This window comes from Paracoccus sp. T5, assembly GCF_048538155.2.
In the GTDB taxonomy this organism is placed as follows: Bacteria; Pseudomonadota; Alphaproteobacteria; order Rhodobacterales; family Rhodobacteraceae; genus Paracoccus.
The window spans coordinates 16,491-30,149 of record NZ_JBLWIC020000003.1 but is presented as its reverse complement, the minus strand read 5'-3'; the positions used below and the strand labels follow the sequence as shown (position 1 = coordinate 30,149).

Sequence of the window (13,659 nt, the reverse complement as noted above, 5' to 3'; positions counted from 1 at the left end):
CGGCGATCATCCTTCTGATCCAAAAGCGGAATCTTCACATGAAATTCGTGTTTGCGGCTGCGATGCCGCTGCTTGCGGTGGCCTGTGCGCCTCTGCCTCCTCTGGATACATCTGCCGGCCTTGTGAGCGTTGCCGATACCGCGTCGCCGGTCTCTACCCTGCAGGCCGGTCCCGCCGTCACCTATCGAAGCCGCACCGTTCAGGAGCCGGGAAACTGGACTCAGCTGAATGATGCGCAAGGCCCAGGTGTCGAATGAAAAAGGCATTGGGACTTTCGATGGGCGCAGTGCTGCTGCTGACGGCCTGCGCGGATACGGCAACCATGAACCAAGCCCGCGATAAGCGGGCAGGGTTCGAGACTGTTGCCGGGATCTCCCGGCAGGCGACGGGAGCAGAGGCGGCCTGGCTTCAGACTCCGGCTGAGCGGCAGGCCCATGCGCAACGCGTTCGCGCCATCGTTCAGGGAAAGACGATCAGCGCCGAACAGGCGGTGCAGGTGGCGCTTCTGAACAACCCCGGCCTGCAGGCCAGTTATGCCGATCTGGGCTTGTCTGCAGCAGACCTGTGGGAGACGGCCCTGGGACCAGTGCCGAGCGTCGGCATCTCCGTGTCCGGGCTGGTCAGTGGGGATGTCACCCGGTCCGTGGAAGGCACGGTGGCGTCATCCATTCTGGACATGGTGACGAAAAAATCCCGCACGCGGGCGGCCGATCTGGAATTTCGGCAGGCCCAACTGGCTGCGGCAGGCGAGACCCTGGCGCTGGCGCATGAAACCCGCCGGACCTGGATCGAGGCCGTCGGTGCGTTTGAGGCCGCCAGCTTGGTTGGCCGGGCCCAAGGCGCCGCGGACGCGGCATCCGAACTGGCCGCAGAACTGGGCGCAACGGGTGCCCTGAGCCGCGCCGATCAGGCAAGAGAACATGTGTTCACCGCAGAGCTGGCCGCCGAACAGGCGGAGGCAAGGCTCGAAGCGCAATTGGCAAAGGAAAAGCTGGTCCGTCTGCTGGGCCTGTGGGGAACCGATACCGATTTCTACGTTCCCGACAGCCTGCCAACACTTCCGGGCAGCGTGCCGAACCGCACCAATATCGAACGGATGGCACTTGAAAATCGCGTCGATCTGGCCGCGGGCCGGTTGGAGCTGGAGGCCGTGGCCGCGCGCTACAAATTGGGCGGCCAGACCCGGATGCTGTCGGACGCAGAGGTCGCAGCGGGCGTCGAAATCGAACGTGAAGACGGAGAGAACGAACGCTCGCCGGTGGTCGACGTCGCGTTCAGCATTCCGGTTTACGACACCAGCGGCCTGATTTCCCGGCGCGGCAAGCTGGAATACCTGCGCTCGGCCAACAGCCTGGCGCAGTCGGCAATCAATGCCAGGTCCGAGGCACGGTCTGCCTACACGTCGGTCACGGGGAAGCATCAGATCGCCCTGCACTGGCGCGACCAGGTCCTGCCTCTGCGCCGCGAAATCGATGAGCAGGCGCTGCTCAGCTACAACGGCATGCTGACCTCGACCTTCGAGCTGCTGAACGACGCCCGCGAGGGGCTGGAATCCCAACTGAGCGCGGCTGAGGCCAAGCGCGACTACTGGCTGGCCGAGGCAGATGCCACGGCCGTGATCTGGGGTGGCGCAACTGAAAACGGAGAGGACGAATGATGAATCGCAGGCAATTGATGGGTGCGGGCATCGGGGCAGGGGCCGCGGCTCTGACCGTCAACATGGGCCAGGCGGAGACGCGGTTTCGCGATCTGCCCGAAGCCGCCAGCACCGACAGCCCCTATACGCAAGTCCCGCCGCGCCCGACCACCGGGATCGAGTACAACCCGGTCGTGACCCTGAACGGCTGGTCGCTGCCTTATCGGATGAATGGCAATGTCAAGGAATTCCACCTTGTTGCCGAACCGGTCGAGCGCATCATGGCAGACGGGATGATCGCGCGTCTGTGGGGCTATAACGGCCAGTCCACTGGTCCGACGATCGAGGCCATCGAAGGCGAGCGGGTCCGGATCTATGTGACCAACCGTTTGCCCGAACATACCTCGGTTCACTGGCACGGCCTGATCCTGCCTTCCGGGATGGACGGCGTGTCCGGCCTCAGCCATCCCGGCATCCCCTCCGGCAAGACGTTCGTCTACGAGTTCGATCTCGTGAAGTCCGGGACCTTCATGTACCACCCGCATGCCGACGAGATGGTCCAGATGGCCATGGGCATGATGGGGCTGTTCATCGTGCATCCGCGCGACCCGGCCTTCATGCCGGTAGACCGAGACTTTGCCTTCCTGCTGGCCGCCTATGACATCGATCCCGGCACCTATATCCCGCGCGTCGCCGAGATGACGAACTTCAACCTGTGGACGTTCAACAGCCGCATCTTCCCGGACATCGATCCCTTGGTGGTCAACCGGGGCGATCGGGTCCGTGTCCGGGTCGGCAACCTCACCATGACCAACCACCCTGTCCATATGCACGGCTATGATTTTGAAGTGACCTGCACGGATGGCGGTTGGGTCCGGCCGGAGGCGCGCTGGCCGGAAGTGAGCATCGATATCCCCGTGGGCGCGATGCGGGCCTATGAGTTCAACGCCGATCACCTGGGAGACTGGGCAATCCACTGCCACAAGTCGCACCATACCATGAACGCCATGGGACACGAGTTGCCTACAATCATTGGCGCCAACAAGAGCCGCGTCACAGACATGGTCCGCCGGCACCAGCCCGGCTACATGCCGATGGGCACCGCCGGCATGGCAGACATGGGCGAAATGTCCATGGAAATCCCCGAGAACACGATCCCGATGATGACGGGCTGGGGTCCCCATGGTCCGCTCGAAATGGGCGGCATGTTCTCTGTCGTGAAGGTGCGCGAAGGCATCGCCCCTGATGACTATTCCGATCCGGGCTGGTTCGAGAACCCTCCCGGCACGCAGGCATGGGAGTGGACAGGCGAGTTGCCCGAACATGCCAGCAACTACAGCCCCGAGACCATCCTGACGCCGCGCGGCGGCAAGCGGTTGGGCTGATCTGACTCTATCGAGCAACACAAAGGAAAAGCGATGAAATCGTTGATGCTGATTACTGTTCTTGCCCTTTCACCTACTGCCACTCTGGCGGCGGGAACCCATGCAGGTGGCCATGATGAATACGCCATGGGCGCGCCTGCAGAAGCCTCTGACGGTGACATGAAGACCGTCGAAGTCACCATGCGGGAAACCGACGAGGGCACGATGATCTTCGAGCCCGCGGAGCTGTCGTTCGTGTCGGGAGAGACTGTCCGCCTGGTCGTTACCAACGCGGGTGAACTGGATCATGAATTCGTGATGGACACGGTGGAGGCCAATGCCGAGCACAAGGAGCTGATGGCGCGGTTCCCCGAGATGGAACATGACGACCCGAATGCGGTCCGTCTTCAGCCCGGCGAGACCGGCGAGATCCTGTGGACCTTCGAAAACGCCGGTGAATACGAATTTGCCTGCTTGATGCTGGGCCATTACGAGTCCGGCATGCACGGCCCCCTGAACGTCACCAAATCCTGAACCGCGAGGACCTGACCATGAAACTGATCCCTTTGACCGCTGCCGCGTTGATCCTGACATCCGGGGCCGCACTGGCTGACATGCACATCACCAATGGGACCGTCACCAAGATCGACACCCAATGGAGCAAGGTGACCGTCGACCACGAGGAGCTGAAGAACCTGGATATGCCCGCCATGAAGATGGTCTTCCAGGTCGCAGAGCCCGAGATGCTCGCTAACCTGAGCGAGGGACAGGACATCCGTTTTGCGGCAGATCGGGTGAACGGCAAGCTGACCATCACGGAAATTCTGGAATGATCCGGAAAACCGAACATCGGAGAACGACAATGCTCTCGTACAAAGCTCTTATCGTCGCGGCTGTCGCATCATGCAGCCTTGCATCGCCGCTTTTTGCCCAAGACACCGAGTTCCAGATGCCTGAGCAATGCGCCATGGCAGCACCCGCGGGCGAGATGCCGATGGGAAAAATGCCCCAAGGCTCTGGCGGTCATGGCAACCAAGCAGGCGGCATGGGCGCCATGATGGGCATGGGCGGCATGGATATGGAAACCATGCCGGAGCATGTTCAGGAGAACATGCGCCGCATGATGGTCACCATGCCCGCGATGCACGACGGCATGATGAACGAGGATGCCGACGTGGCTTTCGCCTGCGGGATGATTGCCCACCATCAGGGTGCAATCGACATGGCCCAGGTTCTTCTTGAGCATGGTGATAACCCGGAAATGATCAAACTTGCTGGCGCCATCATCGCCGCGCAAGTTGGCGAGATCGAGGAAATGACAGCCTGGCTGGCAGAAAACGCTGAGTAAATTGCATGAAGCCGCGCGGCTCTGATCGCGCGGACTTCTTCTCGGTCTAGCGGTGAGCTGCGCGTTGTTGGGTATGTCATTGATCGTTCTCCGACCCATTAGAAAAGACCTACCACGCCCTTGACCTTACCATGGTGGGAAGCCCCATATCTGTCCCGAACACGCGACGGAGCGACAATCATGAATATTGGAGAAGCCTCCAGCCAGTCCGGCGTCACGGCAAAGATGATCCGCTATTACGAGCAGATCGGGCTGATCCCGCGGGCAGAGCGGACGCCGGCAGGGTATCGGGATTACACGGATGCTGACGTCCACATGCTGCGGTTCATTGCGCGGGCGCGGGATCTGGGCTTCTCGATCGCCGGGATCACCGATTTGCTGGACCTGTGGCGAAACAAGGACCGGCGCAGCGCCGATGTGAAAGCGCTGGCACAGGCGCGGGCCCAGGATCTCCGCCAAAAGATCGCGCACCTCCAGGATATGGCCGGAACGCTGGAGGAACTGGCGCGATCCTGCGCCGGAAACGAGCGCCCGGATTGTCCCATCCTGCAGGACCTGGGATCACAAACCGCTCCGACGCAAGGCAACCGTAAGCATCAGAACAAAAACAGCACCGCTATTCAGGAAAGGATCACATCATGATCAACAGGCGTATCTTCATCGGAACCTTGGCAGCAGCTCTTGCTCCGGCAGGCGCTGTGCTGGGCGCCTTGCCCACGCCGGAAAACACACTAATCGCAGTGGTTCGCTCCCCCGAATGCGGATGTTGCGGCGCGTGGATCGATCACCTGCGGGAAGCCGGGTTCACGGTCGAGGAAACCCTGTCCGATAATGTCGACGCCTTCAAGGATCAGCACGCCGTGCCCCAGCCTCTCCGGTCCTGCCACACCGCCCTTGTCGAGGGCTATGTGATCGAGGGCCATGTGCCGGCAGATGCTATCCGCACCCTGCTGGATCAAAAGCCCGAGGCGGTCGGCCTGGCAGTTCCGGGAATGCCGATCGGCTCGCCCGGCATGGAAATGGGCGATCAGACGGAGCCATTCGAGGTCATCCTCTGGAACGCGTCTGGTACTGACGTCTTTGCAAGATATTGAGGATTCCAATGGCAAACGCAGCGTCTAAAACCGCGACCCTCCACAGGATGGTCATGGCCAAGCACATGTGCCCCTATGGCCTTAAATCGCTCGATCTGCTCAAGCGCGAGGGCTACCGCGTCGAGGACCATCACCTGACAACCCGCGCCGAGGTTGATGCCTTCAAGGAGCAGAATGGCGTTCAGACCACCCCGCAAACCTTCATCGAAGGCCAGCGAATTGGTGGCTATGACGACCTGCGCCGCCATTTCGGGAAGGCCGTCCGCGAAAAGACCGCGACCACCTACCGCCCGGTAATCGCGCTGTTTGCGATGGCCGCCGCCATGGCCCTGGCCACGAGCTGGGCCGCGTTCGGTCAGCTTATCACCGTCGCCGCAGCGGAATGGTTGGTGGCCTTCGCCATGTGTCTGCTGGCCCTGCAGAAGCTGAAGGACGTTGAAAGCTTCGCCACGATGTTCCTGAACTATGACCTGCTGGCGCAGAGATGGGTCCCCTATGGCTACGTCTATCCCTTCGCCGAGGGGCTAGCGGGGGTGCTGATGGTGGCCGGCGCGTTGATGTGGCTGTCGATCCCGGTGGCGCTGTTCATCGGTACGATCGGCGCGGTTTCCGTTTACAAGGCAGTTTATATCGACAAGCGCGAACTGAAGTGCGCCTGCGTCGGCGGCGACAGCAACGTGCCCTTGGGCTTCGTCTCGCTGACCGAGAACCTGATGATGATCGCCATGGCCGTCTGGATGCTGATCAAGGTCACCATACTGGCGCGTTAATGACGCTGCCTTTCAGATAGCTGCGCTCCAAAGCAAACCAGGTTGCCAGAACGAAAGCTCACTCCAGTGCGCCGGAGCGGAAGGTTCCATTTCTGGTGTGGAACCATCTTCTGCACAAACTTATGGGTTTTAGATAAAATTCTTATAACAACGGAAACAAATAAGGGGATCGAAAGAAAAACACCGCGATATTCTTGGGCGCTGGTTTGGCGCTCATGCTTTCTCTTTGGCTTTTAAGAGGCCAAGAGACCGTTGACGACCTCGCTTGGATGCTCGCGATGATCCCCCACCATTCAAATCGCTATCCTGACCAGCGAACGCGCAGATATTTTGTGTCCCAAGGTGCGGTCGCTCGCAGTTGTGATCACTGAGGCGCAGAGTAATGAGATTGCGGAAATGAAAAGCTATATTGCTGACATTGGGGAGAACGGTGACGCACCAGCAGGCACCCCCCGCGCCGAAGCCGACTGACGTTGTCACGGATAATGCCTGTGCAAGGCAGATGTGGGCACACAAAATGATCTTAAAAATCAAGAGCAAGGAAGTTAATGGTTTCAATTAAGGGCATCTTAAGCGGCAATATCAAGAGGTAGGTTGGCAAGACATGGACCACGATCATCACCACGCGAAGAGCGACATTCCGGCAGGAGCCGAGACGGCAAAGGATCCGGTCTGCGGGATGACAGTTGCGGTCGAGCCGGACGGCCGCCAAGCAACGTTCGAAGACAAGACTTTTCATTTTTGCTCGGAAAAATGCCAGTCCAAATTCAAGGCGGATCCGTGGTTCTACGCCTCCGGCCGCGCTGCTGGACAGAACAAGGCAGCTCCGGTCAACACCCAATATACCTGTCCAATGCACCCGGAGATTGTCCGCGATGTGCCAGGTGACTGTCCAATCTGCGGCATGGCGCTCGAACCGATGCTGCCTTCAGACGAGCCAAGTGAAGAACTGACCGACTTCACACGCCGAATGTGGATCTCTGCCGCTGCTGCGGTGCCGCTTGTCATCCTGACAATGGGTGAGCTAGTCGCTCTGCCGGTTCGGGACTGGATTGGTCATCAGGTCGCAAGCTATCTAGAATTCGCCCTGGCGACGCCAATCATCCTCTGGGCGGCCTTGCCGTTCTTCAAACGAGGTTGGGATTCACTTGTGAACCGATCGCCGAACATGTGGACGTTGATCAGCCTGGGCGTTGGTGCAGCCTACCTGTATTCGCTCGTCGCGACCTTCCTACCCGGTGTATTTCCCGATGCTTACCGAATGGGTCATGGCGTAGGCACATACTTTGAGGCGGCGGTGGTGATCGTGGCATTGGTTTTCGTGGGTCAGGTTCTGGAATTGCGGGCACGCGAACGCACCGGGGATGCCATTCGAGCGCTGCTGGACCTCGCCCCAAAGACCGCGCGGCGTATCCTGCCGGATGGCTCAGAATATGACGCGCCCTTGGAAAACATCATGGAAGGTGACCGGCTCCGCGTGCGCCCCGGTGACGCGGTGCCAGTGGACGGCACGGTGATCGAAGGCCGCTCATCCTTGGACGAGAGCATGCTGACGGGCGAGTCAATGCCGGTCGAAAAGAGTCCGGGCGATACGGTAACCGGGGCCACGATTAACAAGAACGGCAGCCTCGTGATCGAAGCGGGAAAGGTCGGCGCCGACACCGTTCTTGCGCAAATCGTGGCGATGGTTTCGAACGCCCGGCGATCTCGCGCCCCGATCCAGGGGATGGCCGATCGGGTTTCGGCGGTGTTCGTGCCGACGGTGGTCGGGATCGCAATCTTGGCCTTCGTCGTTTGGCTGATTTTCGGCCCCGAGCCCTCGCTGGCCTTTGCCATTGCCTCGGCCGTGTCGGTCCTAATCATCGCTTGCCCCTGCGCCCTTGGGTTGGCCACTCCGATTTCGATCACCACCGCGGCGGGGCGGGGCGCACAGGCAGGCGTGTTGATCAAGGATGCCGAGGCGCTCGAGCGGATGGCGGGGGTCGATACCCTGATTGTCGACAAGACCGGCACGCTGACCATGGGCAAGCCAAAGCTGACGGATACTGCGGTACTCGGGGATGTGGCCGAAGCGGACTTGCTGTCACTGGCGGCAGCGCTTGAGCGCGGCTCGGAACACCCGCTGGCGGAAGCGATCGTCGAAGGCGCCGAAGCACAGGGTGCGATGCGGCAAGAGGCGGTGGATTTTGAGGCCGTCACTGGCAAAGGAGTGCGCGGCACGGTTGGCGGACGCACAGTGGCGCTTGGCAATGCGGCCATGATGCAGGAGATGGGACTGGATACGGGCGCGGCCGAAGCGAAAGCAGACACTCTGCGCGCCGAGGGCAAGACGGCGATGTTCATCGCGGTCGATGGAGTGCTTACCGGCATCGTGGCGGTCGCCGACCCGATCAAAGACTCGACCGCGCAGGCCATCCGCGAACTGCACGCTCAGGGGCTGCGCGTCATCATGGCGACGGGTGACAACGTGCGGACAGCACAGGCGGTGGCGAGCAAGCTGGGCATCGACGAAGTGCGCGCGGGCGTTCTTCCGGAAGCCAAAAAAGAGCTGATCGACCAGCTGCGCCGCAACGGCCACAAGATCGCCATGGCGGGTGATGGCGTGAACGACGCGCCTGCGCTGGCCGCTGCCGATGTCGGCATCGCAATGGGTACGGGCGCGGACGTGGCCATGGAAAGCGCTGGAATAACCCTTCTGGGCGGCGACCTGATGGGTATCGTCCGGGCACGCAAGCTGGCGCGGGCGACGTTGCGCAACATCAAGCAGAACCTGTTCTTCGCCTTCGCCTACAATGGACTTGGCGTGCCGATCGCAGCGGGTCTGCTGTACCCCGTCACCGGCCTTCTGCTCTCGCCAATGATCGCAGCGGCGGCGATGAGCCTGTCCTCCGTCTCGGTTATTGCCAACGCCCTCCGCCTGCGGCGAGTCACTCTGTAAGGAAACAAAAAGGAAGACGTTCAATAACCGTAACCGACCGGTTGAGGCCGCCTGCCTGACGAAGGCTGGGCGAGCTAAGACACGTGCATAAAGACGTCGTTATGCACGTGTCTTATCGGGAGAGGCCATGCTGGGTGAGATTTTAGGTGTCGAACGGCGCCGTCGCTGGAATGACGATGAGAAGCTCGAGATCGTGCTGGAGGTCGGCATCGGCGGGGCCTCGGTCACGCAGGTTGCCCAACGGCACGAGCTCACGCGGTCGCAGGTCTATGGCTGGCGCCGTGAGCTGAAGAAGAAGGGGCTGTGGTCGCCGGATCGGGGCGCGCTTTTCCTGCCAGTGGATTTCGGCTCGCTGCCTGATCCGGCACATCCCCCAGCACCCTCTCGACCGGTCCTGATCGAATTGCGGTTAGCCAACGGTCGTTGCCTTCGGTTCGACAGCAGCATGGATGGCCAGGCGCTGACCCGGTTGATCCGGGCCGTGGAAGCGGCATGATCGGTCCTGGCACCGGGGTCCGGGTCTATCTGGCGTGCGGCGCGACCGACATGCGGAAGGGAATTGCCGGTCTCTCAGCTCTGGCCCAGGATGTGCTGCGCCAGAAACCGACCAGCGGCGCGGTCTTCGCGTTCCGTGGCCGCCAAGGTGACCGGCTGAAGCTGCTCTACTGGGATGGCCAGGGCTTCTGCCTCTATTACAAGGTCCTCGAGCGCGGGCGCTTCCCTTGGCCGAACAGCGAGGCCGGGGTCGCGCGGCTGACCTCCGCCCAGCTGGCGATGCTCTGGGAGGGGATCGACTGGCGGCGACCGGACTGGGGCGCTCCCCCAGCTCGGGTCGGGTAGATCATCTAACTGAATCCACTTGTTTTATTGGCCTCTCATGCCGGCGCATGGTATCAGTCGGCATGTCTGATGATGCCGACATTCTCACTGACGACCCCGCGGTCCTGAAGGCGATGATCGCCGTGCTTCAGGCGGAGAATGCGCGCATGTCGGCCACTCTTCAGGCCCACGATCAGCTGGTTCAGGCCTTGCGCCTGCGGATTGCCAAACTCCAGAAGCAGGCCTTCGGCAAAACCTCGGAAAAGATCGAGCGCGAGATCGCCCAGCTGGAGCTGGCGCTGGAGGATCTGCTGGTCGCAGCCGCCGAACAGCGCGACGGGCCGATCGAGGACGATGAGCCTGCCGCGACCGATGCTCCTGTTGCCGAGGCAAAGCCGCGACGCCGTCCGCGCGTGTCGGACGCAACGCCCCGCGAACGGCGTGAGCTCGACCCTGGCACCTGTTGCCCCGACTGTGGAGGTGAGCTGCGAGTGGTGGGCGAGGACGTCAGCGAGCTTCTCGACCTGGTCGCGGCGCAGATGAAGGTCATCCAAATCGCGCGGGTGAAGAAGTCCTGCCGCCGGTGCGAGAAGATGGTGCAGCCTGCGGCCCCGAGCCGTCCGATCACGGGCAGCATGGCCGGTCCGGGGCTGCTGGCCCAGATCCTCGTCTCGAAGTTCGACGACCACCTCCCGCTCTACCGTCAGAGCGAGATCTACGCCCGTATGGGGGCCGATATTCCGGACAGCACGCTGCTGGACTGGTGCGGACGCGCCATGAAGGTGCTCGCCCCTGTCATTGAACGGATTGAGGCCGAGGTGATGGCCGCGCCGGTGCTGCATGCGGACGATACTCCGATCCGCGTGCTGGACCGGTCACGCCGGGACCGCGGCCTCGGCAAAGGGGTCAAGCAGGGTCGTGTCTGGGCCTATGTCTCGGACCAACGACCTTGGGCCGGCACCGCACCACCCGGCGTCGTTTACCGCTTCTCCCCGGATCGAAAGGGAGAGCATCCGCAGCGCCACCTGCAAGGCAGCGGCGGCATCCTGCAAGCGGATGCCTATGCCGGCTTCAACCCGTTCTACGCCCCGCGCGCGGACGGCAGCAGTCAGTTCTGCGAGGCCGCGTGTTGGGCGCACCTGAGGCGCGACTTCCATGATGTCTGGGAGGGCAGGAGGTCCGAGATCGCGCGGGAGGCCCTCGACCGGATCGGCAAGCTCTACGACATCGAGCGCGAGATCGCCGGTCAGTCCGCCGAACTGCGACAGGCGGCGCGCCAGGCGCACTCCCGCCCCATGGTCGATGCCTTCAAGGCATGGGCCGAGGCCCAGCTGCTGCTCATTCCGGGCAAGAGCGATCTCGCCAGGGCCTTCCGTTACGGCCTCAGCCGCTGGCCCTCCTTCGAGCTCTTCCTCGAAGACGGCCGCGTTGGCATCGACAACAACCCGGCCGAGCGCGCCATGCGCCCGATCGGCATCGGTCGGAAGAACTGGCTCTTTGCAGGCTCGGACAGCGGTGGCGAGACACTGGCCCGGGCCATGACCCTGATCGAAACCGCCAAGATGAACGGGCTCGATCCGCAGGCGTGGTTGGCCGACATCCTCGACCGCATCCACGATCACAAGATCAACCGGCTTGACGAGCTGCTGCCGTGGCAGTGGAATGCAGCTTGCCCATGATGAGCGTCCTCGCCTCTGTCGGCATCTATGCGCTGGCTGCTCTTGCCGAGATCGCAGGATGCTTCGCGTTCTGGGCCTGGCTGCGTCTTGGCCGCTCTGCCCTCTGGCTTATTCCGGGCGCCATCTCCCTTGCCCTGTTCGCATACTTGCTGACGCGGGTTGAGGTCGAGTTTGCCGGTCGTGCATATGCAGCCTATGGCGGCATATACATCGCAGCATCCATCGCCTGGCTTTGGGCCGTGGAGGGGCAGATCCCGACCCGATGGGATACCATCGGCGCAATCTTTTGCCTGACCGGCATGGCGATCATCTTGGTCGCCCCGATGCTTCAGAAGTGACCTGCGGTCTCAATCGGGCGGTTACCAATAACCCGACAGACACTCGTTATCACCGAGGGACCGACGGGGGCAGGTCAAGTCGGTCACCACTAACACTGGGCGCCTTTTTCCTTAAACTTGTCGCACCAGTCTTTAGCCGGCCCCGCAGTCATAAAATCCGCGGTAGCCGACTTCCAATCCCCGATCGAGCCGGAGGATGAGCTCGGCGTTCTGGCGCCAGTCCGCTTCGTCGCCGAGCGGCCTTACCGAAATGGTCGTGCCCGACGCCGAGAAATCCGCGGCCCCGTTCCGTGCCTCACCGTCCGCATCAAGATTGATCAGGACTCCGTTGAGTTTCATGGCCGCCCCGCTGCCGTCCTCCGCAACCCAGAGTACGGGATCGGTCTCCGGACTGCGATTGAAAGTGCAACGGTCTGCAGCAGAAAGCACTCGCTCCGCCTCGGCTTCCGGCATGGGTGCGAGATCAAGAGTGGAGATCAGCGTGTTCGAAAGGGCGTCCTGCACAGTGCCCGGCTCGGCAGCCGGATCCTGATAGATGCTCTCCACAACATTGCCGTCCGACACTTCGCTGATGAGATACCGCATTTCCGCTATCTCGCGCCGCTGCGCTTCGATGATTTCATCGGCAAGCTTGCGAACGCGCGGGTCACGGATCTGTGCCCGCTCAGACGTCATGATTGCAATTGAATGATGCGGGATCATCGCACGCATGTAGCTCGGGCCCGATACGGTGACCTGGCTACGAACGAGCCAGAGCGAGAGCGCGAAGACAACTACCGATCCGACGAAAATCGCGATGTTGAGCATCTTGTTTGAATACATGCCCAGCATGTAGGCCAGCATGATGACGGCCATGGTGGCACCCATCATGATGGCCATGTAGGTACGCGTCTCGGAGAAGAAGACATGCTCCCAGGCATAGGTGTTCAGGTACATCAGGACGAACATCACCACCGTCGAGGTGACGATCATCAGGCCGAAGCGGATGTAGGACATGGATATTCTTCTCCTCAGTTTGCGGCTGCGCCGGGATCGGTCCCATTGCTGTCTGTCGTCTCTGTGGAGCCTGCCGCGGCGGCGGGAGCAGCTTCTGCATCAGACGCCCCGCCGCTGCCGGTCAGGGTGCGATAGTCATCGGAGGAGAGGCCTGGCATCTGCGTCACGAAAGCTGTCAGCGCCGCGATCCCCTCTGGTCCGTGGTGGGTGCCGAAGGCCGGCATCCCGCTCATCTTGATGCCGTTCTCCACGATCCAGTAGATTTCCTCGGCGCTCCACTCGGCGGCCGCTTCCATAAGATGCGGCGGCTCGGGCCGCATTCCCCGCGACCACTCCGTCGGGTCCTGGCCCGGCGCCCCATGGCAGTAAACACAGCTTTCAGCGTAATGATGCGCACCCTGTGCCACCAACTCGTCCGAGAAGGTTTCCGGAAGCTCCACGCCGCCGGAACGGCGCTCGACGGAGCGGCGCATCGTGGTGTCGAGTGTCCATCTCACGGCGTCGGCATGTTGATCTGAGGCGGCGACATTATATGTGCCTGTGTAGGCAACGGTCAGCCACACGGCGATTGCGATCAGTGCCGTCCCAACGACGCCCAATCCCAATCCGGCTGCAAACTTCTTGGTCATGTGCCTCTCCCGTCAATATGCCCGGTCTGAAGCCGAGGATCGTATCAA

16 protein-coding genes are annotated in these 13,659 nt (G+C 61.8%); 14 read left to right on the top strand and 2 right to left on the bottom strand.

The features are described from left to right. Positions 1-38 precede the first annotated feature (38 nt). From ACNR9W_RS17630 to ACNR9W_RS17565, 14 genes are all read left to right on the top strand, one after another. Positions 39-257: a hypothetical protein gene (locus ACNR9W_RS17630; protein WP_419271503.1), complete on the top strand. Its 219-nt coding sequence runs from the start codon at positions 39-41 to the stop codon at positions 255-257. Next, positions 254-1,657 (top strand): TolC family protein, encoded by a 1,404-nt coding sequence (locus ACNR9W_RS17625; protein ID WP_419271502.1) that lies wholly within the window; start codon positions 254-256, stop codon positions 1,655-1,657. Before ACNR9W_RS17630 ends, ACNR9W_RS17625 begins: the two co-directional genes overlap by 4 nt. Continuing rightward, positions 1,654-3,021 (top strand): multicopper oxidase family protein, encoded by a 1,368-nt coding sequence (locus ACNR9W_RS17620; RefSeq protein ID WP_419271501.1) that lies wholly within the window; start codon positions 1,654-1,656, stop codon positions 3,019-3,021. The genes ACNR9W_RS17625 and ACNR9W_RS17620 overlap by 4 nt, the downstream gene beginning before the upstream one ends. Positions 3,022-3,054: 33 nt before the next feature. Further along, positions 3,055-3,534 (top strand): cupredoxin domain-containing protein, encoded by a 480-nt coding sequence (locus ACNR9W_RS17615; protein WP_419271500.1) that lies wholly within the window; start codon positions 3,055-3,057, stop codon positions 3,532-3,534. A 17-nt stretch (positions 3,535-3,551) separates the two neighbouring features. Next, positions 3,552-3,833: a copper-binding protein gene (locus ACNR9W_RS17610; RefSeq protein ID WP_419271499.1), complete on the top strand. Its 282-nt coding sequence runs from the start codon at positions 3,552-3,554 to the stop codon at positions 3,831-3,833. Then, a complete protein-coding gene (locus ACNR9W_RS17605; protein WP_419271498.1) occupies positions 3,830-4,348 on the top strand; it encodes a DUF305 domain-containing protein in 519 nt (172 codons plus the stop codon). The genes ACNR9W_RS17610 and ACNR9W_RS17605 overlap by 4 nt, the downstream gene beginning before the upstream one ends. Before the next feature lie 180 nt (positions 4,349-4,528). Beyond that, positions 4,529-4,990 carry a Cu(I)-responsive transcriptional regulator gene (gene cueR / locus ACNR9W_RS17600; RefSeq protein WP_419271497.1) on the top strand — a complete coding sequence of 154 codons (462 nt, stop codon included), beginning with the start codon at positions 4,529-4,531 and terminating at the stop codon, positions 4,988-4,990. Next, on the top strand, positions 4,987-5,442 hold the full coding sequence (locus ACNR9W_RS17595) for a DUF411 domain-containing protein (RefSeq protein ID WP_419271496.1): 456 nt from the start codon (positions 4,987-4,989) through the stop codon (positions 5,440-5,442). Before cueR ends, ACNR9W_RS17595 begins: the two co-directional genes overlap by 4 nt. Before the next feature lie 8 nt (positions 5,443-5,450). Beyond that, positions 5,451-6,212 carry a MauE/DoxX family redox-associated membrane protein gene (locus ACNR9W_RS17590; RefSeq protein ID WP_419271495.1) on the top strand — a complete coding sequence of 254 codons (762 nt, stop codon included), beginning with the start codon at positions 5,451-5,453 and terminating at the stop codon, positions 6,210-6,212. A 604-nt stretch (positions 6,213-6,816) separates the two neighbouring features. Beyond that, positions 6,817-9,150 (top strand): heavy metal translocating P-type ATPase, encoded by a 2,334-nt coding sequence (locus tag ACNR9W_RS17585; protein ID WP_419271494.1) that lies wholly within the window; start codon positions 6,817-6,819, stop codon positions 9,148-9,150. 127 nt (positions 9,151-9,277) lie between these two features. Continuing rightward, positions 9,278-9,646, top strand: coding sequence for an IS66-like element accessory protein TnpA (tnpA, locus tag ACNR9W_RS17580; protein ID WP_419271493.1), 369 nt, complete (start codon positions 9,278-9,280; stop codon positions 9,644-9,646). After that, positions 9,643-9,990, top strand: a complete 348-nt coding sequence (gene tnpB / locus ACNR9W_RS17575; protein WP_419271492.1) for an IS66 family insertion sequence element accessory protein TnpB — start codon at positions 9,643-9,645, stop codon at positions 9,988-9,990. The genes tnpA and tnpB overlap by 4 nt, the downstream gene beginning before the upstream one ends. 62 nt (positions 9,991-10,052) lie before the next feature. Continuing rightward, a complete protein-coding gene (gene tnpC, locus ACNR9W_RS17570; protein WP_419271491.1) occupies positions 10,053-11,648 on the top strand; it encodes an IS66 family transposase in 1,596 nt (531 codons plus the stop codon). Then, entirely contained in the window at positions 11,648-11,986 is a 339-nt protein-coding gene (locus ACNR9W_RS17565; RefSeq protein ID WP_419271490.1) for a YnfA family protein, read from the top strand. The genes tnpC and ACNR9W_RS17565 overlap by 1 nt, the downstream gene beginning before the upstream one ends. Positions 11,987-12,118: 132 nt before the next feature. Here ACNR9W_RS17565 and ACNR9W_RS17560 read toward each other — a convergent pair whose 3' ends face one another. Then, a complete protein-coding gene (locus tag ACNR9W_RS17560) occupies positions 12,119-12,982 on the bottom strand; it encodes a DUF305 domain-containing protein (RefSeq protein WP_419271489.1) in 864 nt (287 codons plus the stop codon). Between the two features lie 14 nt (positions 12,983-12,996). Then, the gene (locus ACNR9W_RS17555; protein ID WP_419271488.1) at positions 12,997-13,611 is read right to left on the bottom strand and encodes a c-type cytochrome; all 615 of its coding nucleotides are present in this window, start codon (positions 13,609-13,611) and stop codon (positions 12,997-12,999) included. Positions 13,612-13,659 lie beyond the last annotated feature (48 nt).